Annotated in this window: 21 protein-coding genes; 14 read left to right on the plus strand and 7 right to left on the minus strand. The window is 63.5% G+C overall.

What is annotated here, in order from left to right:
- Nucleotides 1–15 precede the first annotated feature (15 nt).
- The 6 genes from X726_RS162580 (at nucleotide 16) to X726_RS162555 (ending at nucleotide 9012) form a co-directional block, all read left to right on the plus strand.
- A complete protein-coding gene (locus X726_RS162580; RefSeq protein ID WP_023668282.1) occupies nucleotides 16–1761 on the plus strand; it encodes a hypothetical protein in 1746 nt (581 codons plus the stop codon).
- Nucleotides 1762–2032: 271 nt separating this feature from the next.
- Nucleotides 2033–2980 carry a UDP-3-O-acyl-N-acetylglucosamine deacetylase gene (lpxC, locus tag X726_RS162575; protein ID WP_023668283.1) on the plus strand — a complete coding sequence of 316 codons (948 nt, stop codon included), beginning with the start codon at nucleotides 2033–2035 and terminating at the stop codon, nucleotides 2978–2980.
- Nucleotides 2981–3242: 262 nt separating this feature from the next.
- Nucleotides 3243–4112, plus strand: coding sequence for an outer membrane protein assembly factor BamD (locus X726_RS162570; protein WP_023668284.1), 870 nt, complete (start codon nucleotides 3243–3245; stop codon nucleotides 4110–4112).
- Between the two features lie 218 nt (nucleotides 4113–4330).
- Nucleotides 4331–6004, plus strand: coding sequence for a DNA repair protein RecN (recN, locus tag X726_RS162565; protein WP_023668285.1), 1674 nt, complete (start codon nucleotides 4331–4333; stop codon nucleotides 6002–6004).
- 111 nt (nucleotides 6005–6115) lie between these two features.
- Nucleotides 6116–8320: an NAD-dependent DNA ligase LigA gene (gene ligA / locus X726_RS162560; RefSeq protein WP_023668286.1), complete on the plus strand. Its 2205-nt coding sequence runs from the start codon at nucleotides 6116–6118 to the stop codon at nucleotides 8318–8320.
- The gene (locus X726_RS162555; protein ID WP_023668287.1) at nucleotides 8320–9012 is read left to right on the plus strand and encodes a TIGR02453 family protein; all 693 of its coding nucleotides are present in this window, start codon (nucleotides 8320–8322) and stop codon (nucleotides 9010–9012) included. Before ligA ends, X726_RS162555 begins: the two co-directional genes overlap by 1 nt.
- 22 nt (nucleotides 9013–9034) lie before the next feature.
- Here X726_RS162555 and X726_RS162550 read toward each other — a convergent pair whose 3' ends face one another.
- Nucleotides 9035–9793, minus strand: coding sequence for an SDR family oxidoreductase (locus tag X726_RS162550; RefSeq protein ID WP_023668288.1), 759 nt, complete (start codon nucleotides 9791–9793; stop codon nucleotides 9035–9037).
- A 116-nt stretch (nucleotides 9794–9909) separates the two neighbouring features.
- Here X726_RS162550 and X726_RS162545 point away from each other — a divergent pair, with 116 nt between their 5' ends.
- Complete coding sequence (locus X726_RS162545) at nucleotides 9910–10638, plus strand: AzlC family ABC transporter permease (RefSeq protein ID WP_023668289.1); 729 nt, start codon at nucleotides 9910–9912, stop codon at nucleotides 10636–10638.
- Nucleotides 10635–10931 carry an AzlD family protein gene (locus tag X726_RS162540; RefSeq protein WP_023668290.1) on the plus strand — a complete coding sequence of 99 codons (297 nt, stop codon included), beginning with the start codon at nucleotides 10635–10637 and terminating at the stop codon, nucleotides 10929–10931. Before X726_RS162545 ends, X726_RS162540 begins: the two co-directional genes overlap by 4 nt.
- Here the strand turns inward: X726_RS162540 and X726_RS162535 are convergent, their stop codons facing one another.
- The 3 genes from X726_RS162535 to X726_RS162525 form a co-directional block, all read right to left on the minus strand.
- Nucleotides 10932–12776 (minus strand): aminopeptidase P family protein, encoded by a 1845-nt coding sequence (locus X726_RS162535; RefSeq protein WP_023668291.1) that lies wholly within the window; start codon nucleotides 12774–12776, stop codon nucleotides 10932–10934. It lies immediately after the preceding gene.
- Between the two features lie 105 nt (nucleotides 12777–12881).
- On the minus strand, nucleotides 12882–13754 hold the full coding sequence (locus tag X726_RS162530) for a 50S ribosomal protein L11 methyltransferase (protein WP_023668292.1): 873 nt from the start codon (nucleotides 13752–13754) through the stop codon (nucleotides 12882–12884).
- Nucleotides 13755–13836: 82 nt separating this feature from the next.
- On the minus strand, nucleotides 13837–14412 hold the full coding sequence (locus X726_RS162525; RefSeq protein ID WP_023668293.1) for an SCO family protein: 576 nt from the start codon (nucleotides 14410–14412) through the stop codon (nucleotides 13837–13839).
- Nucleotides 14413–14594: 182 nt separating this feature from the next.
- Here X726_RS162525 and X726_RS162520 point away from each other — a divergent pair, with 182 nt between their 5' ends.
- From X726_RS162520 to X726_RS162510, 3 genes are all read left to right on the plus strand, one after another.
- Nucleotides 14595–15113: a CreA family protein gene (locus X726_RS162520; RefSeq protein ID WP_023753104.1), complete on the plus strand. Its 519-nt coding sequence runs from the start codon at nucleotides 14595–14597 to the stop codon at nucleotides 15111–15113.
- A gap of 91 nt (nucleotides 15114–15204) precedes the next feature.
- Nucleotides 15205–15846, plus strand: a complete 642-nt coding sequence (locus tag X726_RS162515) for a DapH/DapD/GlmU-related protein (protein WP_023668295.1) — start codon at nucleotides 15205–15207, stop codon at nucleotides 15844–15846.
- A gap of 379 nt (nucleotides 15847–16225) precedes the next feature.
- A complete protein-coding gene (locus X726_RS162510) occupies nucleotides 16226–16657 on the plus strand; it encodes a low affinity iron permease family protein (protein ID WP_023750938.1) in 432 nt (143 codons plus the stop codon).
- Nucleotides 16658–16683: 26 nt separating this feature from the next.
- Here the strand turns inward: X726_RS162510 and X726_RS162505 are convergent, their stop codons facing one another.
- A complete protein-coding gene (locus tag X726_RS162505; RefSeq protein ID WP_023668297.1) occupies nucleotides 16684–17550 on the minus strand; it encodes an SDR family NAD(P)-dependent oxidoreductase in 867 nt (288 codons plus the stop codon).
- Nucleotides 17551–17682: 132 nt separating this feature from the next.
- Here X726_RS162505 and X726_RS162500 point away from each other — a divergent pair, with 132 nt between their 5' ends.
- Nucleotides 17683–17964 (plus strand): hypothetical protein, encoded by a 282-nt coding sequence (locus tag X726_RS162500; protein ID WP_023668298.1) that lies wholly within the window; start codon nucleotides 17683–17685, stop codon nucleotides 17962–17964.
- A 12-nt stretch (nucleotides 17965–17976) separates the two neighbouring features.
- On the opposite strand, the gene X726_RS162495 is transcribed toward X726_RS162500, so the two are convergent.
- A complete protein-coding gene (locus X726_RS162495) occupies nucleotides 17977–18552 on the minus strand; it encodes a TMEM175 family protein (protein ID WP_023668299.1) in 576 nt (191 codons plus the stop codon).
- Nucleotides 18553–18705: 153 nt separating this feature from the next.
- Here X726_RS162495 and X726_RS162490 point away from each other — a divergent pair, with 153 nt between their 5' ends.
- A complete protein-coding gene (locus X726_RS162490; RefSeq protein WP_023668300.1) occupies nucleotides 18706–19914 on the plus strand; it encodes an MFS transporter in 1209 nt (402 codons plus the stop codon).
- Here X726_RS162490 and X726_RS162485 read toward each other — a convergent pair.
- Nucleotides 19898–21388 carry an MATE family efflux transporter gene (locus X726_RS162485; RefSeq protein ID WP_023668301.1) on the minus strand — a complete coding sequence of 497 codons (1491 nt, stop codon included), beginning with the start codon at nucleotides 21386–21388 and terminating at the stop codon, nucleotides 19898–19900. The genes X726_RS162490 and X726_RS162485 overlap by 17 nt on opposite strands.
- 198 nt (nucleotides 21389–21586) lie before the next feature.
- Between X726_RS162485 and X726_RS162480 the strand changes: the two genes are divergently transcribed.
- A complete protein-coding gene (locus tag X726_RS162480; RefSeq protein ID WP_023668302.1) occupies nucleotides 21587–22375 on the plus strand; it encodes a L,D-transpeptidase in 789 nt (262 codons plus the stop codon).
- Nucleotides 22376–22449 lie beyond the last annotated feature (74 nt).

The raw sequence follows: 22449 nt of genomic DNA on the forward strand, positions 1-22449 counted from the left end.
CAAAGGACGGAGACAATGACGATCAATCTGCAAAAGCCGGACATCACCGAGCTCAAGCCGCGGATCACCGTATTCGGTGTCGGCGGCGGCGGCGGCAATGCCGTCAACAACATGATCACCGCGGGCTTGCGCGGTGTCGAGTTCGTCGTGGCCAACACCGATGCACAGGCGCTGACCATGTCGAAGGCCGAGCGGCTGATCCAGCTCGGCGCGCATGTCACCGAGGGGCTCGGCGCCGGCTCGCAGCCTGAAGTGGGCCGTGCGGCGGCGGAAGAGTGCATCGATGAGATTATCGATCATCTCTCCAACACCCATATGTGCTTCGTCACCGCCGGTATGGGTGGCGGCACCGGAACCGGTGCGGCTCCCGTCGTTGCCCGCGCGGCGCGCGAACGGGGTATCCTCACCGTCGGCGTCGTCACCAAGCCGTTCCATTTCGAAGGCCAGCGCCGCATGAAGACGGCGGATCTCGGCATCGAGGAGCTGCAGAAATGTGTCGATACCCTGATCGTCATCCCCAACCAGAACCNGAAGACGGCGGATCTCGGCATCGAGGAGCTGCAGAAATGTGTCGATACCCTGATCGTCATCCCCAACCAGAACCTGTTCCGGCTGGCCAATGACAAGACCACCTTTGCCGACGCCTTCGCCATGGCCGACCAAGTGCTCTACTCCGGTGTTGCCTGCATCACCGACCTGATGGTCAAGGAAGGCCTGATCAATCTCGACTTCGCCGACGTGCGTTCGGTGATGCGCGAAATGGGCAAGGCGATGATGGGCACCGGCGAAGCTTCGGGCGAGGGCCGCGCGATGGCCGCCGCCGAGGCGGCGATCGCCAATCCGTTGCTCGACGAGACCTCGATGAGGGGCGCCAAGGGCCTGCTGATCTCGATCACCGGCGGCCGCGACCTAACCCTGTTCGAAGTCGACGAGGCCGCGACCCGCATCCGCGAGGAAGTCGATCAGGACGCCAACATCATCCTCGGCGCCACCTTCGACGAGGAACTCGAAGGCGTCATCCGCGTCTCCGTGGTCGCCACCGGCATCGACAAATCGGCAGCTGAAATTGCCGCGGCGCCGATCTCGATCCGGGCGGTGCCGCCGCAGCAGAAGCCGGTCAGCCGCCCAGCGGCTCCGGGGGCGGAAGGCCGTCCGGCACCCGTCCAGCAGCAGACCTATGAGCAGCGCGCGGCCGATCCGGTGGCCGAGGCGATCCAGCTTGCCGAGGCCAATGCGGCGGCAATGGCTCGTCCGGCGCCGATGGCCCAGGCGGAAGATTTCCGCCCGCAGAGCAAGATCTTCCAGGCCCCGCCTGCCCAGCCGCAGCCTGTCGTGCAGCAGGTGATGCAACCGGCGCCGATGCGGGAAATGCCGCAGCCGGTGGCTGCCGCACCGCAGCGCATGCCGCGGNGCATGCCGCGGGTGGAGGATTTTCCGCCGGTGGTGCGGGCCGAGGTGGAAGCCAAGGGCCGTCCGGCCGACCATGAAAACAGCGGGCCGATGGGGCTGCTCAAGCGGCTGACCAACGGGCTGACGCGCCGCGAAGAAGAGCCGGCCCGGTTGCAGCCGGCACAGCCGCGCGAACCGAAACTGCGCCAGGCGGCGCCGGAAATGCGCCGCCTTGCCAGCCAGGATCCGCAGCTTTACGCGCCGCGCCGCGGCCAGCTCGACGATCAGGGCCGGTTGACGCCGCAGACCAGGTCGACCCAGGAAGACGACCAGCTGGAGATACCGGCTTTCCTGCGCCGCCAGGCCAACTGAGCCGTTAACGATATGTAACACTTGTTAACAGGCAGACGAGAGATTGTCTGCCTGTTAACGTTTAAAGTGGTTTAATAACAAGGCGTTACGATGTGAGGCTCAAGGTCTGTCGCGGTTACACAGAGTAAGAAACCGTGATTTGGAGTCTCCCTGACAGACCATTATCTTTGCCGCAGCACTTTCGGTGTGCTGGGATTCGGGGAAGTGGCCCTGCCTGCCGATAAAAAAGAGCCGCGCCTTTTGGGTTAAAGCGGACTTAGGCGTTTGGGCTATGGGGTTTGTCTTGCAAGACTATCAGACGACACTGAAATCGCGTGCAACGCTGACCGGTACCGGCGTTCACAGCGGCAAACCGGTCACCGTCAATTTCCTCCCTGCGGACGCCGACACCGGCGTGCTCTTCCACCTTTCGAACGGAAGCGAGAGCCGCGAGTTCCGCGCGCTGGTTGCCGAAGTCGGCGCGACCGATCTCTGCACCATGCTCGGCGATCCGGCAGGCGAGCATATCGCCACCGTCGAACATCTGATGGCGACGCTTTTCGGGCTCGGCATCGACAACATCGTCATCGAGATCGACGGTCATGAGGTTCCGATCCTCGATGGCAGTGCGGTGGCGTTCGTGGAAGCCATCGACCAAGCCGGCATCGAGACGCTGGCGGTCAAGCGCCGCTACATCAGGGTGGTCAAGCCCGTCCGCATCGAGAATGGCGCCTCCTGGGCCGAGTTCAGGCCCTATAGCGGCACGCGCTTCGAGGTCGAGATCGATTTCGAAAGCCCGGCGATCGGCCGCCAGCTATTCGCCTCCGACATCAACCCCGACATCTTTCGCCAGGATATCGCGCGCGCCCGCACCTTCGGCTTCATGAAGGATGTCGAGCGGCTGTGGGCGGCCGGCTATGCGCTGGGCTCCTCGCTGGAGAACTCGCTGGTGATCGGCGACGACAACCGGGTGATCAACATGGGTGGCCTGCGCTATCCCAATGAGTTCGCTCGCCACAAGACGATGGACGCCATGGGCGATCTGGCGCTGGCCGGCGCCCGTTTCATCGGTTGCTTCCGCTCCTATCGCGGCGGACACCGGATGAATGCGGCCGCTTTGCGGCGGCTTCTGTCCGACCGTTCGGCCTTCGAGGTCGTCGAGACCACGCGGCGCGAGCGCGGCCGCACCGCCGAGATGAGCGCCGTCACCGGCCCTGTCTTTGCACCCTGGGTGATCTGATTCTTAACGTATTTCTGGCTTTCTGAACGCTGGCCGGTGTTGCACGGATGCATCATCGGCCGTGAAAGTGCATAGCTTTCCGGGCAACGCCAAGCCGCCACAAAAATGTGCGATTGGCTAGACATAGCGTTGCTGGGCAAGGCAGTTATGGTTTATGGCTGCTGCCGTCTGTTAGGCGCATGTCGCTCAAAAGTGGGGATCAGTTTTGAGGGAACGCCATGCGAAAGGCATTGAACTAACGCCGAAAGGGCGCAATCCAATCATGTTCTTCAAGCGAGTTGGTCAATCGAAAGCGCCGTATCGGGCTGTTTTCCTGGCGCTTTCGGTGGTTGTGCCATCGCTGTTCCTCTCGGCCTGCATGTCGTCCGAGAAAGACGTCGACCTGTCGACCTATGTCGACCAGACCGAACCGGCCGACGTCCTTTACAATCAAGGCCTTGCCAATCTCAATGCCGGCCGCCTGGATGAGGCGAGCAAGAAGTTCGACGCCGTCGACCGCCAGCACCCGTATTCGGAATTCGCCCGCAAGTCGATGGTGATGGGCGCCTTCGCCGACTATCGCGCCGGCCGTTATGACGAAGCAATCGGCTCGGCCAAGCGCTATCTGACGCTCTATCCGTCGACCGACGACGCGGCTTACGCCCAGTATATTATCGGGCTGAGCTACTACAAGCAGATCAAGGACGTCACCCAGGATCAGAAGGAAGCACGCCAGACCGTGCAGACGATGCAGGATCTGGTGACGCGCTGGCCGACGTCGGAATATGTCGACGACGCCAAGGAAAAGATCCGTTTCGCCAATGACCAGCTGGCCGGCAAAGAGATGCAGATCGGCCGCTATTATCTCGAGCGGCGCGAATACATTGCTGCCGTCAAGCGCTTCCGCAACGTGGTCGAGAACTATTCCAACACCCGCCATGTCGAAGAGGCGCTGGCGCGTCTGGCCGAAAGCTACTACGCGATGGGCTTGACCTCGGAAGCGCAAACCGCCGCTGCGGTGCTCGGCACCAATTATCCCGACAGCCAATGGTACAAGGATACCTACAAGCTGTTGCAGAGCAACGGGCTTGAGCCGCGCGAGAATGCCGGATCGTGGATATCCAAGGCCGGCAAGCTGATCACCGGCGCCTGACGCCCGAGCATCGACTGAGGCGGAACGCGCTTTTCGGATTGATCCGACGCTCAAACAAAAAGATAGTGCGGCGCTGCGACTCCATCGGTCGCATGCCGCTTCACAGCGGTTCAGTGGTTTGATTGAGGCGCTGAACCGTCCTAACTTTTTGTTCTACGCAATTCCGGACGGAAAACCGCTACGCACTTTTCCTGGAATTGCTTGAGGTCCGGGTTCTGATGCTTTCCAGACTGTCGATCCGCGATATCGTCCTGATCGAGAAGCTGGATATCGACTTCCAGCCCGGCCTTTCCGTGCTGACCGGTGAAACCGGCGCCGGCAAATCCATCCTTCTCGACGCGCTGTCGCTGGCGCTTGGCGCGCGCGGCGACGCCTCGCTGGTGCGGCACGGTGCTGCCCAGGGCCAGGTCATTGCCGTCTTCGATGTGCCGCGCAACCACCCGGTGCGCGCGCTGCTGGCCGAAAACGCCATCGAGGATGACGGCGACATCATCCTGCGCCGGCTGCAGACCGCGGATGGCCGTACCCGTGTCTTCGTCAACGACCAGCCGTCCAGCGTCACGCTGATGCGCGACATAGGCCACGCGCTGGTCGAGATCCACGGCCAGCATGACGAGCGCGCCCTGGTCGATCCAGGCGCGCATCGCGAATTGCTGGACAGTTTTGGCGGCCATCTCGGCGCCGCCCGCGCGACCGGCGAGGCGTGGCGCTACTGGCGCGGCGCCGAGCAGGAGTTTGCCAGGCACCGCGCCAAGGTCGAGGCAGCGGCGCGCGAGGCCGATTATCTCAGGGCCTCGGTGGCGGAACTGGCAAAGCTCGATCCGCAGCCCGGCGAAGAGACACAGCTGGCGGAATTGCGTGCAACGATGATGCGGGCGGAAAAGATCGCCTCGGAAATACACGATGCACAGGATGTGCTGTCAGGCCCGTCCTCGCCGCTGCCGCAACTGGCCAGCCTGCTGAGGCGCCTGCAGCGCAAGGCCAGCGAAGCGCCGGGACTGCTCGAGGATGTGGTGAAGTCGCTGGACGAGGCGATGCTGTCACTGGATGCAGCGCAATCGGGCGTCGAGGCGGCACTGCGCGCCACCGAATACGACCCGCAGAGGCTGGAGAAGGCGGAGGAGCGGCTGTTTTCGCTGCGTGCGGCCTCACGTAAGCACAGTGTGGCCGTTGACGATTTGGCGCAACTGCGCGACACCATGTCCGCCGATCTCGCCGATCTTGATGCCGGCGAGGGGCGCCTGCATGTCCTGGAAAAGCAGGCCTCAGCGGCGCGAGAAGCCTACGATATTTCCGCAGCCCAGCTCTCCGCCCTTCGCCATGCGGCCGCGGTCGGCCTGACCAAGGCTGTGATGGCCGAATTGCCGGCGCTGAAGCTGGAACGGGCTGAGTTCATCGTCGAACTGGCCAGCGATGGCGAGAACCGCATGGAAGAAGGCATCGACCAGGTCGAGTTCTGGGTGCGCACCAATCCCGGCACCAGGCCTGGGCCGATGATGAAGGTCGCCTCCGGCGGCGAGCTGTCGCGCTTCCTGCTGGCGCTCAAGGTGGCGCTGGCCGACCGTGGCTCGGCGCCGACATTGGTCTTCGACGAGATCGACACCGGCGTCGGCGGCGCCGTGGCCGATGCGATCGGCCAAAGGCTGGCCAGGCTGTCGAAGCGCGTGCAGGTGCTGTCGGTCACGCATGCTCCGCAAGTGGCGGCACGTGCTGCGACGCATTTCCTGATCTCCAAATCCGGCGGCTCGGACAAGGTCGCCACCGGCATCGCCGAAATGGACCGGGCGGCGCGCCAGGAAGAGATCGCGCGCATGTTGGCCGGCGCTACCATCACCGACGAGGCGCGCGCAGCCGCGGAACGGCTGCTGCGCGAGAATATTGCTGCAGCGTAGTCGTCGCAAGGCTTTCGGACTGAGTCAGGATATGGCTCCATCCCGCTGTTCAGGAATGCTTTTTCCGAAATCCTGATTTATGGTGCCTCGCCACTGTCCAGGGACCGCTGCATGTCTGAAAAACCAGTCGAATCGTTGAGCGAAAGCGAAGCCGCGGATGAGCTCCAGCGGCTGGCCGAGGAGATCGCCGGTCATGACCGGCGCTATCATGCCGAGGACGCGCCGACGATTACGGACGCAGAATATGACGCGCTGCGGCGGCGCAATCTTGCCATCGAGGAGCGCTTTCCCGGTCTGGTGCGCGAGGATTCGCCCTCGCTGCGGGTCGGCGCCGCGCCGGCGGAAGGCTTTGCCAAGGTGCGCCATGCGGTGCCGATGCTCAGCCTCGCCAAGGCCTACACAGACGAGGACGTCACCGATTTCATCGAGCGTGGCCGGCGCTTCTTCGACCGCGACAAGGACCTCGACATCGCGTTTACGGCCGAGCCGAAGATCGACGGCCTGTCGGCGTCGCTGCGCTATGAACGCGGTGTGTTCGTGCAGGGTGCTACGCGCGGCGACGGCACTGTAGGCGAGGACATCACCGCCAATCTCAGGACCATCGCCGACATCCCCGCCAAGCTGAAAGGATCGGGCTGGCCCGAGACCATCGAGATCCGCGGCGAGGTCTACATGACCTATGCGGAATTCGAGGCACTGAAGGCCCGCTCGGCGGCGGTGGGCGGCCAGGACTATGTCAATCCGCGCAATACGGCAGCGGGCTCCTTGCGACAGAAGGATGCGTCCGTCACCGCCAGCCGCAATCTTAAATTTTTTGCCTATGCCTGGGGCTATACGACAGCGGATCCGGCGCCGACCCAATATGATTCGGTGCAGAAATTCGCCGAATGGGGGTTCAAGGTCAGCCCATTGATGGTGCGGGCGAAGTCTGTCGAGGAGCTGATCGCGCACTACCACAAGATCGAGGAGCTGCGTTCGTCGCTCGGCTACGACATCGACGGTGTCGTCTACAAGGTCGACCAGCTGGAATTGCAGCGTCGCTGGGGCTTTGTCACCGGCGAGCCGCGCTGGGCGGTTGCGCATAAATTCCCGGCCGAACAGGCGATGACGACGGTGCAGAAGATCGACATCCAGGTCGGCCGTACCGGTACGCTGGCGCCGGTGGCGCGGCTAGCGCCGGTCACGGTCGGCGGCGTGGTGGTCGAAAACGTCACGCTGCACAATGAGGACTACATCAAGGGTTTTGACAGCAACGGCTTGCCGATTCGCGACGGCATCGATGTCCGCATCGGTGACACGGTTGTCATACAACGGGCGGGCGATGTCATTCCGCAGATCGTCAGCGTCGTCGTCGACAAGCGGCCGGCTGATGCGGTGCCTTACGAATTCCCGCACATTTGTCCGGTCTGCGGCTCGCCGGCGACGCGCGAAATCAACGAGAAGACCGGCAAGGAGGATTCGCGCCGGCGCTGCACCGGCGAGCTGATCTGCGCCGCGCAGGCCGTGGAGCGGCTGCGTCATTTCGTGTCGCGCGGCGCGCTCGACATCGAGGGGCTGGGCGCCGAGAATATCGACCTGTTCTTCAATTCGGGACTGGTCAAGACCGCCGCCGATATCTTCACCCTCAGGGATCGCCGCCCGGCCGTCACCAGGGCGCTGGCCGAGCGGCGCGAGGAGCAGGCTAGGCAGCGCGAGGCGGCATCGGGCAAGGCGCGCAAGAATGTGCGCGGTGTCGAGGACCGCAATTATGAAGGTCTCGACAAGCTGTTCGCGGCCATCGATTCGCGCCGCCAGCCGGAGCTCGACCGCTTCATCTTCGCACTCGGCATCCGCCATATCGGCGAAACGACGGCGGCCGTGCTTGCCCGGACGTTTTCGACCATCGAGGAGCTGATCCGCGTCGGCAAGGAAACGGCGGCGGCTGAGGATCCGCACAGCGTCTTCCCCTCCATCAACGGCATTGGCGATACAGTGATCGATGCGTTGCGCGATTTCTTCGGCAATGAACGCAATGACGACGTGCTCGACAGACTGCTCGAACAGGTCAAGCCGAAGCCGTATGTCGTCACCGTGTCGACCGACAGCGAGGTTGCCGGCAAGACCATCGTCTTCACCGGCACGCTGGAAAAGATGACACGCTCCGAAGCCAAGGCGATGGCCGAACGGCTCGGCGCCAAGGTGGCGGGTTCGGTGTCGGCGAAGACCGATCTGCTGGTGGCCGGGCCGGGCGCTGGCTCCAAACTGAAGCAGGCCAGCGAACTCGGCGTCGAAGTCATCGACGAGGACACCTGGCTGCAAAGGGTCGGCAAGGCGTGATGGCCGGTTCGTTCAAAGGGTTCGGGCAAAAAGCCATCCCGTTCCTCAAGGCGCTCGACTTCCACCAGAGCCGCGAATGGTTCCAGGAAAACCGCGCGCTTTACGACAGCGAGTTGCATGAGCCGTTCTGCGATCTGGTCGAGACGCTGACCGAGCGCTTCGCGGCGGCGGGTCTGGGCTTGCGCGGAGACCGCAAGAAATCGCTGTTTCGCATCAACCGCGACGTGCGCTTCGCCAAGGACAAACGGCCCTACAACCAGCATTTGTCGGCCATGCTGTCACCGGATGGCACCAAGATGGAGCAGGGCGTGTTCTTCGTCTATGTCGGGATCGACCGCTGCTTTGCCGATGTCGCCTGGTGGAATCCGGAGCCGTCCCTGCTGCTGGCGATGCGCAAGGCGATCATCGCCCGGCCGGCCGACTTCCGAAAACTGCTTTCAACCCTTAGGAAAAACGGCTTCGAACTCGAAACCGAGGGCCGCATGAAGCGCACGCCGCGCGGCTTCGAGCAGGTCAACGAACCCGATCTTGTCGACGCCATCCGCAACCGGCACTTCTATGTCCAGCACATGATCGATCCGGCTGGAATTCACGCGCCGACGCTGGTCGACGAGCTTGTCGATTTCGCCTTGCGCGCCAAGCCGCTGCTCGACTGGGGCAGGGCGATCCAGGGCACGGCACCGCGGAGCTAAATCAGCCCCGCGCGCTGCACGGCTACATCCGCATCAAAAGACCGCCGTCGACTGCCAGTTCGATGCCTGTGATGTAGCTTGCCGCATCGGAAAGCAGGAAGAGCGTGGCATTGGCCATGTCCTGCGGCGTGCCGATGCGGCCGAGCGGCGCATAATTGGCAACGGCCGCGCGTTTCTCCTCGGTATCCCAGCGCGCCTGCAACGGCGTCAACGCCATGCCCGGGCAGATCGAATTGGAGCGGATGCCATCGCCCGCCAACTGCATGGCGAGCGACTTCGACAGCGCACAGACGCCGGCCTTGGAGGCCTGGTAGGCATCCTGCGGGGTCGGGTCGCCGCGATACCACTGGATGGTGGAAAAATGCACCATGGCGCCGCCGCGTCCGCCGGCCCGCATATGCGGAACGACCGCCCGCGCGGTGTGGACGAAGGATTTCAGATTGATGTTGAAGACCTGATCCCAGACATCGAGGTCCATCTCGAGGGCCGATTTGTCGCGACCGAACCAGAGCACGCCTGCGACATTGGCGAGATAATCGATGCCGCCGCGCTCGCGGCCCGTGGCATTGATGGTCTGCTCGACAAAGGCGGCGTCGGTGAGGTCGCCCTGGGCAAAGGTGAGCCGGTCGTCATAGGCGGCAAGCGACGCCGGACGCGGCTTGACGTCGATGGCGGTGACCGAGGCGCCGGCATCGAGCAGCGCCAGCGAGATCGCCTCGCCCATGCCGCCACCGGCGCCGGTGACGACCGCGTGCCTGCCGGTGAAATCATAAGCGATCATCCGAACCCCCTCATTTGTTTTTACAACATCAGTTTCGCTGATTTGTTGGCTCAAGCGAATTCGTCTGACTTTTCAAACGCCGGCTCCTACATAGCAGCGCGAGATGGGAATGTGACATGTCGGCAGAGACCTTAAGCGAAAATTCCGTGGCCAGCGACTTCTGGGACGGCGTGCGGCTGTCGATGCCGGTGGTTGTCGCTGCGGCGCCATTTGGGCTGCTGTTCGGCGCCATCGCCGTCGACAACGGCTTTTCCGTTCTCGAAGCTTTCTTGATGAGCGCGCTGATCTTCGGCGGCGCCAGCCAGATGGTCGGCATCGAATTGTTCGGCCAGCATGTCGCGCCATGGCTGATCGTGCTGTCGATCTTCGCCGTAAACTTCCGTCACGTGCTTTACTCCGCCAGCATCGGCCGGCGAATCGCGCACTGGCCGGTTATCAGCCAAGCGCTGGGCTATTTCGTGCTCACCGATCCGCAATTCGCGGTGGCCGAGCGTAAGGCCGAAGCCGGCGAGACCGTTGGCTTTGCCTGGTACATGGGGCTTGGCCTGCCGGTCTATGTGTTCTGGGGGATCGAAAGCGCGCTGGGCGCGGTGTTCGGCAAGCTGATCCCGGACACGCATGCGCTCGGCATCGACTTCCTGCTGCCGATCTATTTCCTCGGGCTGGTCATGGGCTTTCGCAACCGGCCACTGTGGCTGCCGGTGGTGATCGCCAGCGCCGCGGCGTCGATCATTGCCTACAAAACTGTGGGATCGCCATGGCACGTCTCCATCGGCGCCGTTGCAGGCGTGCTTCTGGCCGTCATCCTGCCGCCGCACCATAGCGGTGTGGAGGCAAAACGATGAGCGCGACCTTGTGGATCATCATTGCCGGCGCGATCGCCACCTATCTCACCCGCGTCGGCGGCCATCTGGTGATCTCGCGCTTCGACCACATCCATCCACGCGTCGAGGCGGGTTTGAATGCCGTGCCGGCCGCAGTGTTGACGACGCTGGTGGCGCCCGCCGCACTTAGCGCCGGACCGGCGGAATGGGCGGCGCTGGTCGTCGCCGCTGTGGTCTCGCTGCGCGGCGGCCTGATGGCGATGTTTCTGGCCGGGGCGGTGGTGCTGATCCTAGCGCGGCAGTTTGTCGGGTAATCAGATCTTGGCGTCGTGCGGCAGCGGCGCTGTTGCCTTCTCCAGCCAGGCCAGCGTCTCGCCGTCGAGCATCGGGCCGATCTCGGCCAGCACCCAAGCATGGTAAGTATCCAGCCAGTGCAACTCCTCGCGCGTCAGCAGGTCGGTGCGGATCAGCCTGATATCGATCGGCGCCAGTGTCAGCGTCTCGAAACCGTGCATGGCGATGTCGCCGCCCTCCACCTGTTCAGCCGGTGTCACCAGGATCAGGTTCTCGATGCGGATGCCGTAGGAGCCTTCCTTGTAATAGCCGGGCTCGTTGGAGAGCATCATGCCGGCCAGCAGCTTTTCGGTGCCGGTGCGGGCGATGCGCTGCGGCCCTTCATGCACGGCCAGATACGAGCCGACACCATGGCCGGTGCCATGGGCAAAGTCGCAGCCATGCTTCCACAGCGCCATGCGCGCCACCGCGTCGATTTCCGAGCCGCGCGTGCCGGCGGGAAAGCGCAGCGTCGAAATGCCGATCATACCCTTCAGCACCAGCGTAAAGCGCTCGCGCATCTCCTCGGTCGGCTGGCCGATCGGCACCGTGCGGGTGATATCGGTGGTGCCGTCCTGATACTGGGCGCCGGAATCGAGCAGGAACAGCTCGCCCTTTGCCAGCTTGCGATTGGTGGCGCGCGACACACGGTAGTGCATGATGGCGCCGTTCGGCCCGGCGCCGGAAATGGTGTCGAAGGAGACATCGCGCAGCGGCATCTGCGTTTCCTCGCCGGTCTGCCGGCGCGTTTCCTCCAACTTGGTGACAACGGTTATTTCGTCGAGCGTGCCCGGCTTCTGCCGTTCCAGCCAGCACAGCAGTTTCGCCACCGCCGCCCCGTCTCGGCGGTGCGCGGCGCGGCTGCCGGCGATTTCCGCTGGGTTTTTGGTGGCGCGCGGAATGCGGGCGGGATCGGCCGCTGAAACAAATGCGCCGCCATTGTCCTCGACCAGCATTCTCAGCTTTTCCGCCGCCAGCACCGGATCGAGCGCGATCTTGGCGCCGCCATTGGCAAGGGCTGCGACCGCCGCTTCGAACTCGCCGGGTTCGTGCAAATCAGCAAGCTGGGTGAGATAGGCGGCGACCGTGCGCGAAAACTTGCGCTGGTCCATGAACAGCTGGTGCTTGCCGTCGGCGGCAAGGATCGCGAAGCCGAGCGCCAGCGGCGTGTGCGGCACGTCGCCGCCACGGATGTTGAAGGCCCAGGCGATCGAGGAGGGGTCCGTGAGCACGGCGTGCGTCGCGCCCTCCTTGCCGATTGCCGCCGCCAGCCGCGCCAGCTTGTCCTTCGCCAGTTCCCCGGCAAAGCCGATCGGGTGGATTTCGACTGGCGCCGCTGGTGGTGCCGGCTGATCCTTCCAGATGATGTCGATCGGGTTCCTGTCGAGCGGCACCAGCGTCGCGCCGGATTGCTCGGCCGAGGTTTTCAGCGCCTTGACCTCAGCGATCGTGTGCAGCCAGGGGTCGAAGCCAAGCCTGGCGCCCTTGCCGAGATTGTCCTTGATCCAGGAGGCCGGCGGGTTGTCGACGAGACTCTCGATTGCAAAAATGTCGAGATCGACTTCGTGGCGCACTTGCAAGGTATAGCGGCCATCGACGAACATGAAGGCGCGGTCACGCTGCACAAGTGCTACGCCGGCCGAGCCGCTGAAGCCGGTCAACCATTTCAGCCGCGCCGAGCGATCGGCGACATATTCGCCCTGGTGCTCGTCCGCGCGCGGCACCAGGAAACCGTCGAGGCCATTATCCGCCAGCCATCGCCGCAGCAACGTCACGCGCGGCCTGCCGACGCTGGGGTCGCCTGCGGAATCGAAGGTCTGGAACATGGTATGCCTCCTGTATCGGGCGCGACCGTAGCGCATGACCCGGAAAACCGGAATCGATTTTCGCCAATCGCAACAGGCTCGGATTGGTCCAAAGCGCGTTGCGTCTCAGTGCTTCAGGTGGATCGTTACCCAGCCTTCGCGATGCAAGGTCCTGACATGGCGGAAATTCTGGCCGACATAGGCCGAGATCACCGCATTGCACTGGCGCTCGAGGATGCCGGACAACACGATCGAGCCGCCGAGGCTGATGTGCCTGGCCATCTCAGGCGCCAGCCGCATCAGCGGCCGCGCCAATATGTTGGCGACGATGAGGTCGAAAGGCGCGCGCTTGCCGAAGATCGGGTGGTGGAAGCCGGGCGCCGTCACCGTTTCGACCAGCGCCTTGACGTGGTTGAGGCGGGCGTTGGCGGCGGCGACCCTGACGGCGATCGGATCGATGTCGGTCGCCAGCACCGGAATATGCGCCAGTTTGGCGACGGCGATCGCCAGCACCGCGCTGCCGGTGCCGAGGTCGAGGGCATTCCTGGGACCTTCGCGGCGCACGACCCGCTCCAGCATTTCGAGGCAGCCGGCCGTGGTGCCGTGATGGCCGGTGCCGAAGGCAAGGCCGGCCTCGATCTCGATGGCCAGTTCGCCGCTGTGGCGCTTCCTGCGGTCATGCGCGCCATGGACGAAGAAACGTCCGGCGCGCACCGGCTTCAGTCCCTCCAGCGAGCGCGCCACCCAATCGATGTCGGGCAAAACCTCGCGCTCGATCGGCTTCGACAGGGACAGTCCGGCAAGGCTGTCCCTTAGCCGCGCCTCAACCGCGTCGACATTGCCGTCGGTGTAGAGCGAAACCTCATAGATGTCGCGGTCTTCATCGACTTCGAGCACGGCGATCGGCAGGCCTTCATCCTCGAAAGCCGGCTCGAGCGCGGCAAATATGCGGTCGGCCTCGATCTTCCCAGCGATGAAGTGGAGCCTGGTCTGACCCATCAGTTGGTCTCTTGCTTGAGCATGATCTCTGGACAACACTTTTCTGTCCGAGAAAACCGGATTCCACATTTAGGGATCATGCCTAGCCTGCTGCCAGCCGCTTCAGCTTGGCAATCGCGGTATCGGCGCTTTCGCCATAGGCGATGGTGCCCGAAAACTCGCCCTTGGCATTGAGCAGCAGCGCCGAGGCGGTGTGGTCCATCGTATAATCGCCGTCGCCGGTGTCGACCTTCTTCCAGTAGATGTTGAAGGACTTCGCCATGGCGTGCACCTTGTCGGGATCGCCCGATATGCCGACGATGCGGTCGGAGAAATTGCTGACGTAAGTGTTCATCACAGGCGGCGTGTCGCGCTCTGGATCGACGGTAACGAAGTAGGCGTTGAGGTTCTTGCCGTCGTCGCCCAGCGTCTTCAGCCAGCCGGCCATTTCGAACAAAGTGGTCGGGCAGACTTCCGGGCAATGGGTGAAGCCGAAGAAGACGATGCTGGGTTTTCCCCGGAAGGCGGTTTCGGTGATTGGCGCGCCTTTCTGGTCGACCAGCGTGAATGGCGCGCCATACGGTTCGCCACCATAGTGGCCGCGATAGAAGTCAAAGGTGAGCCAGCCGATGCCCGCCGCCATCAGAACGAGAATGCCGACCAGAATTGAACGCATCATCAGGAATTGTCCGTAGCAGAAATCATCGAGCGCCGGATCGGCGCCTCTCTGCCGGCAGTCTTAGCCGGTCGCAGGGGGCAAGGCAAAGATGCCGCGTTGCCGCAACCGGGCTGGGCGCTACCTTGCAAACAGCTGGCCCTTATCCCACCTGAGACCGGCAAACTGAACCTGAGGAGGCTCCCTTGCAAAGACGGACTGGGCAGAGACGGATTGGGCAGAAACTGATCGGCGGCGCGCTGGCCGCATGCATTGCCCTTGGCGCCGGTGCCGCCGCGGCAGAGGAGGTCGGCAAGGTCGGCGTCGATTGGGTCGGCAACGACATCATCGTCGAGGCGATCAAGGACCCCAAGATCGACGGCGTGACCTGCCATGTCTCCTATTTCGACCGCAGCGTCATCGACCGGCTGCACAAGGGCAACTGGTTCGAGGATCCGTCTGATTCCTCGATCTCCTGCCGCCAGACCGGGCCGATCACCATCGGCGACATCGACATGAGCGAGGGCGGCGAAGAGGTGTTCAAGCAAGGCATCAGCCTGATCTGGAAGAAGCAGGTGGTGAACCGCATCTACGACAAGAAGAACGAGACGCTGATCTATCTCTCGCATTCGCGCCAGGTGCAGGACGGCTCGGCGAAAATGTCGGTGACGACCGTGCCGCTGTTCGGCCAGAACGTGGTGTGGACCGGCGGCAAGCCGAAATAGCCGGTCGGAGCCGACGCAAGATCGACCCGCCTGCGGGCCCGACGGCGACGCGACAATTGCTTCCGCAATTGCGCGGGGGTAAATCCGCCAGATGGACCGTACCGAAAACCTCGTCCTGAAAGATCCGGAGCCGCGCATCCATCCGACCGCGGAGCTGAAAGCGTGCAAGCTTGGCCGCTATGCCTCGATCGGCGAACGGGTGGTGCTGCGCGAGGTCAATGTCGGCGATTTCTCCTATTTCGAGCGCCACGCCGAGGCGATCTACACGACGATCGGAAAATTCTGCTCGATCGCCGCCAACAGCCGCATCAATGCCTTGGAGCATCCGATCGAGCGGATCACGCAGCACAAGCTCGGCTACCGGCCGAACGAGTATTTCCGCTGGCTGGGCGTCGACGCGGCGTTCCGCGCGCGGCGGCAGGCCAAGGCGGTCGGCATCGGCAACGATGTCTGGATCGGCCATGGCGCCGTCATCATGCCCGGCATCAGCATCGGCAATGGCGCCATCATCGGCGCCAATTCGGTGGTGACGCGGGATGTGCCGGCCTACACAATCGTCGCCGGCGTACCGGCGAAGCCGTTGCGCATGCGCTTTCCCTCCGAGATCGCGGCGCGGATCGAAAGCCTTGCCTGGTGGGACTGGCCGCCGGAGAAACTCGCCAAAGCGGTTCCCGACATGCAGGCCTTGCCGATTGAGGATTTGCTCGATCGTTGGGAGCAAGAGCATTCCTGAGAGCTCGCCGCGCGTGCGCGGTTTCATCGACTGGCTGGCCGAAATCCTGGCGCCAAAATTCTGAACGGCACGTGTCGGGAAGAGTTCCGCCGGTCTGCGGCAACGCAACGGACCCCTTCCGCCATGCGGGGGTGGCGCAGCGGAAGGGGCTTGGAGACAAATCCGCCGTGAAGCGGAACGAACAGGTTTTGGCCTGCATGGCTAATGGCAACAAACCGATAAGGCGGCTTTTCACGGCGCTGCGCCTTTGGCGTGCATACAATTGCACCAGCGATGCCCTCTGCGACAGGGAACCGGAAGCGGCTGCCGGTTGTTTATTGTTGGAGCGATGAATGCGGCCTTGGTCAGCTCGTCGCGCTTTGAACGGTTGAGGATGTGAATGATCGAAAAGCTGTTTACCAGAATCGCCAACACCGTTTCGCACTTGGCGGGCCTGCCGCCGACTTTCATCGCCTGTTGCGCCATCGTTATCGTCTGGGCGGTAAGTGGGCCATTCTTCGGCTTCTCCGATACGTGGCAGCTCGTCATCAACACGGGAACGACGATCATCACCTTTTTGATGGTGTTCCTGATTCAGAACACCCAGAACCGCGACGGCGCCGCGGTTCAGGCCAAGCTCGACGAACTGATCCGCGTCAGCGAGGGCCACAATCATTTCATCGGCATCGAGCACCTGACCGAATCCGAGGTCGAGGAGATCAGAGACAAATGCGAGCGGGCGGCAAAACGCCATGACCACGAGCTCGCCGAACTGGCGGGCAAGAAGGCCGTCGCGCAAAAGCGCACCGCGAAAAAACGCGCGCCCGCCTGAGTCTCGGCTTTGGCTGAGTTCGACGATCAGTTTCCCATAAAGGCCGCGAAAGCGTCCTTATGGTCGGGGTGCCAGCGCGAGAGAGCAGGCCGGTTCTCGATGATGTCGCCGATCGCCCAGGCCATGCGCTTTTCATCGGTCGGCCGCATCACCTCATTGTCGGGGCACAGGATGTAGAAGTCCCCGCGCGCCAGCGAAGCCAGCATGAAGTCGACCACCTGCTCGCCGGTCCAGGCGCCAGCGGGTTTTTCGACCGCTCCTTCGGTGAGGCCGGTGAAGGTGAAGCCGGGAATGAGAAGATGCGCCGCGACCTTCGCGCCCGGCTCGTTGCGCAATGCGTGCGCCAGGCCTTCGGTGAACGTCTTCAATGCCGATTTGGATACGTTGTAGGCGAGATTGCCGGGTGGCGTGGTGATGCCTTGCTTGGAGCCGGTGTTGATGATCAGGCCCGGCTCTCCGGAGGCCAGCATGGCCGGCGCAAAGGCCTCGACGCCATGTACGACGCCCCAGAAATTGATGTCGATCAGCCGCTTCCAGGCGTCGCCGTTCTCCCACGGTTTTCCCGGATTGTTGCCGACGCCGGCATTGTTCATCAGCAGCGATACGGCGCCGAAAGCGGCATGCGTCTTTTCCGCCAGCCGGCCGAGTTCGTCGGCCTTCGAGACGTCTGTGGCGACCGCAAGCACGGCATTCTCGCCGGCGATCGCGGCGACTGCCTGGCGGGCCGCATCGAGGCGCGCGCCGCCAATGTCGGCCAGCACCAGTCTCATGCCCATAGCCGCCAGCCTTTTGGCGGCGGCAAGCCCGATGCCGCTGGCGCCCCCGGTGATGACGGCGACGTTGCCTCGGCTGAGGGCGGGCAAAGCGGATTGCATTTCGGCGTCGGAGGTCATGATCTTTTTCCTAGGGTTCGGGTGGCGCCGAACTTAGCGCGGGACGCGCATCGTGCAAGGCCGTCCCGCGTGTTCGGGTTGACCGCATCAACGGCGGCCGTGCATGCTGCGGCCGAACAGGGAGACTGCCGATTGACCGACTGGGTTGCGATCCTGAAGGAGCAGACCGCCACCGGCGACCAGATGGGCCGCGAGGTGCCGCAGATGCTTGCCAATCCGGACATAAGCGAAGCGCAGGTGAAGACCTTGTTTTCGGCACTCGAAAAACAGGCCGAGTTCGTCGAGAAATTGCGCATGGCGCTGGAAAAATTCGGCCATGATTTTTCGATCATCAAGGCGGCCGAGCGGCTGGAGGAGCGCTATGCCGACCTTGCGGCGTCGGTTGCCGAAAAGCTGAAGGCGATGCGCAAGTAGAGACGTCCTACGCTACTTTTCCAGCACCCGCGAAAAACGCGTGTCCGGCACGAACCAGACGGCGGCCACCAGCACGAAGATCGCAACGCCGATCCATTGGTTGACGAAGGCAAGCGGGACGGCTGCGGCGTAGAGGGCCACCGAGATCTTGCCCTTGCGGTCATTGCCCAGCGCCTTGGCGAAGGCGGTGTCGTTGCCGTGCAAATGGTGCAGCTTGGTGGCGAGAAAGGTGTAGGCGACCGCGCACAGCACCAGGTCGATGCCATAGACCGCGACGGGGACGGGCGCGAAATGGTTCTCGCCCATGAAGGCCGTCGTTGCCGGCATCAGCGACAACCAGAACAGAAGGTTGAGGTTGGCCCACAGCACGCGGCCGTCGACCCTTTGGACGGTGTGGAACATGTTGTGCAGATTGTTCCAGTAGATGCCGACATTGATGAACGACAAGACATAGCTGAAAAAGATCGGCCACAGCGGCAGAAGCGCTGAAAAATCCTGGCCATGCGGCACTTTCAGCTCCAGCACCATGATGGTGATGATGATGGCGACCACCCCATCGGTGAATGCCTCGACTCTACCTTTTCCCATGGATTCTCCCTCTCGATGGAAAGACGTTAAGCGAGGACTTCGGGCAAGACCATCCTGACAAGGTTGTCAGGATGAAGTTCGGCGCGTGGAACGGCCATCCTTACATGGACGTTGGGGCGCAATTGGGCGTTGGGCGATTGGCCGGAGGTTGCCATGACCAGCTATGCCGAGACCACGACGCGCGACAACGGACTCGATGGCCGGCCCGCGATGGCCGCGGTTGCCGCCATGATCGCCGCGCTGTTCGCCGGCAGCACGGTGCTGACGCCGCTTTACGTCATCTACAAGCAGGCCTTCGGTTTCTCGCAGATCACGCTGACGCTGGTCTACGCCGTCTATGTCGTCGGCAATCTCGGCGCATTGCTGATGTTCGGGCGCTTGTCCGACGGCATTGGCCGCCGTCCTGCGGCGCTGGCGTCGATGGCCATAGCGGTGGTCAGCGCGGTGGTGTTCCTGCTGGCCGAGAATGTCGCATGGCTCGATGTCGCCCGCATATTGAGCGGCCTTGGCATCGGCGTCGGCGCGGGAACCGGCACGGCCTGGCTTGCCGAGTTGATCGAGGGTAAGGACAAATCGCGCGCGGCAATCATCGCCACCAGCACCAACTTCGTTGGCCTTGGCCTCGGCGCGCTGGCATCGGGCCTGCTCGCCGAATATGCGCCCTGGCCGTTGAGACTAACGTTTGCGGTCTATCTTGCCTTGCTCGTGGTGGTGACGCTGTTGATCTGGCGCACCAGGGAAACCGTTTCGCGGCCGGGAAGGCTGGCCGATGTTTCGCTGCGGCCGCGGCTGTCGGTGCCCGCTGATATCCGCGCCGCTTTCGTGGCGCCGGCCGTCACCGGCTTCGGCGCCATGGCGCTGGTCGGCTTCTATGCAGCCCTGGCGCCGAGCATCCTGGCGCAGCAGCTGCATGTGGCCAACCATGCCGAGGCTGGCGGGCTGTTCTTTGAACTGTCGATCGTTGCGGCCGCGACCATTCTGGCCACGACCCGACTGTCCAGTCGCGCCGGCATGCTGGCCGCGCTGGCGCTGATGATCCCGGCCGTAGGGCTGATGGTTGCTGCTCAGTTTTTCGCGTCGATGTCCCTGATGGTTGCCGCCACCGCTGTGTGCGGCGTGGCGGCGGCGCTCGGCTATCGCGGCGGCCTGCAGGTGGTGAACCAGATCGCACCTGCCGAGCGTCGCGCCGAATTGGTGTCGGCGTTCTTCATCTGCTGCTTCTGCGGCAATGCGCTGCCGGTGATCGGCATTGGGCTGCTGTCGAGTTGGGCCACTCCGACGACGGCAAGCCTGGCCTTCGCCGGCATGATCACGCTGTTCTCTGTCGTAGCGCTGGGGTTCGGCGTCAAATACGCGCGCTGAGCCTCACCCGCTTGGCGTCCCGGGCCATGTTTGCCCGTCCGCGCGGGATGCCGAGGCCGGTGTCGGGCGGCTCGCCGGCGGCCGGCCGGTCCTCGATCATGTGCATGGTGCGCCAGCGGCCGAAGCGATAATAGGCGGCGGCCAGAACCAGCGAGGTGATCGATCCCGCCGGAAAACTCCACCACAGCGCTTCCTCGCCGATGTAGCTCCTGAAGAAGTAGGCAAAGCCGGTACGCACGACCATCACGGAAATCACCAGAATGATCAGCGGCGGCATCACGGCACCGGTGGCGCGCACGGTCGCGAACAGCACGATGGTGACGCCGAACAGGATGAACGACCAGGACGCCACCTTGTTGATGTGGGCTGCAATGTCGATTGCGGTGCTGTCCCCGCTAAGGAACAGGCCGAGTACCGGCCTGTCGAAGAAGAACAGCAGCGCCACCAGGGCGCCGGTGAGCACCAGGTTGAAGCCGACGCCGGACGCCGCGATGCGACCGATGCGGTCCCACCGCCCTGCGCCGACATTCTGGGCCGCCATCGACGAGACTGCGGCGCCGATCGCCAGTGCAGGCATCTGGATATAGGTCCACAGCTGCGCCGCGATGCCATAGGCGGCGGCGACCTGCGAGCCGTAGGAGTTGACGATGCCCATCACGGTCAGCGCCGCCGCCGAAATGACGATCATCTGCAGGCCCATCGGCACGCCCTTGAAGACGACGATCCTGAGCAGCGCCGGATCCGGCCGCAGCAGAGCGAGGTTCGCGCCGGCGAGCCGCAACGGATGCTTTCTGGCATAAAGCACGACGAGGATGGCGATCACGCTCACCGTCTGGCCGATCAGCGTCGAGGTGGCGGAGCCGGCGATGCCGAGCTCGGGGAAGGGGCCGATTCCGCGAATGAGCAGCGGATTGAGGATGATGTCGAGCACGACGGCGAGCGCCATGAAGAAAAATGGCGTGCGCGAATCACCCGCACCGCGCTGCACCGTCATGACGAAGGACAGAAGATTCATCATCGGCACGGCGACGAAGATGATGCGCAGATAGGAGCGCGCCAGCGGCAGCGCATCGGGCGGGGTGCCCAGTGTGTTGAGGATAGCGTCGACCCAGATCCAGCCGCAGACGGCGAAGATAGCCGAGACGAGGAAGAAGAAGCTGGCGCTGGTGCCGACGATGCGCCGCGCCTCGGGCAGGTCGCGGGCGCCGACCGATTGCGCCACCAGGATGGTGGCGGCCATGCCGATGCCGAACACGGTGCCAAGAATCAGGAACAGCACCAGATTGGCGTTTGAGGTCGCCGTCAGCGCCGATTCACCGAGGAAGCGGCCGACCCACACGGCGTTGATCGAACCGTTGAGCGACTGCAGCACATTGGAACCGAGCACCGGAAGCGCGAACAACAGCAGCGTGCGAGGGATTGGGCCGCTGGTGAGATCGCCGGTGCGCCGGCGCGGTAGTATTTTTTCGTCCATGGGCTGTTCGGCGAAGGTTCATCTCAAAGTCCGCCCGGCAATGATCGCCGATTTAACGGACAAGGTCGATGCGGCATTGGAACATGCCACCTGGCGGCTTCACGCTAATCAGTTCTCAAAACATTCGGAATGGGATATGGGTCGTCGCCGCGTGGGGTCGCATATCCTGTTGGATATGATGAATAGGCTGGGGGGATCATGTCCGACAATCCGCTTTTTTCCGAGCGCCTGAACCGGCGCGCGTTTCTTGGAATATCCGCTTTGGGTGCCGCTTCCATGGCGCTTTCAGCCTGCACCACGACCGACGTCGTGGTGCCGCCAACGCCCGCTCCGGCGCCCGAACCGGCTCTGGGCGATGCCGCCACCATGTATTCGGCGCGCGTCGATGAGGGCTTTTCATTGCCGGCAATCCCCGTGGCCAAGCTCGATCCGAAGTTCGTGCGCCAGATCGTGGACGATCCGACCGGCGAAAAACCCGGCACGATCGTCGTCGATACATCCGAGCATTTTCTCTATCTGGTGCGCGACGGCGGCAAGGCAATGCGCTATGGCGTCAGCCTCGGCAAGGCCGGGTTTGGCTGGACCGGCAGCGCCGTGATCCAGGCGCGCAAGAAATGGCCGGTGTGGACGCCGCCGCCCGAAATGATCCAGCGCCGGCCGGAACTGGCGAAATACAAGGACGGCATGCCGCCGGGACCGCAGAGCCCGCTCGGCGCGCGCGCGCTCTATCTGTTCCGCGACGGCAAGGACACGATGTACCGGCTGCACGGCACGCCGGAATGGGATTCCATCGGCAAGAATGCGTCGTCGGGCTGCGTGCGCTTCATGAACCAGGACATCATCGACCTCTACAGCCGGGTCAACGGCGTAGCCCAGGTCTATGTGCGCCCGAACCTGTCGGCCGCGGGCAAGATCATGGCTGTGTCGAGCCGGACCGCCGAGCCGATCGATGCCGGCGTGCCAAGGGATGCGGAGATTTTGAAATAGGTGCCTTCACGGCATCGCTGATCGCCGACAAACGGTTAGAGGCGGACGCGCCGAGCGCGTCCGCCTCTCCGTAT

It is taken from the genome of Mesorhizobium sp. LSJC285A00 (assembly GCF_000503155.1).
Taxonomy (GTDB): Bacteria; Pseudomonadota; Alphaproteobacteria; order Rhizobiales; family Rhizobiaceae; genus Mesorhizobium.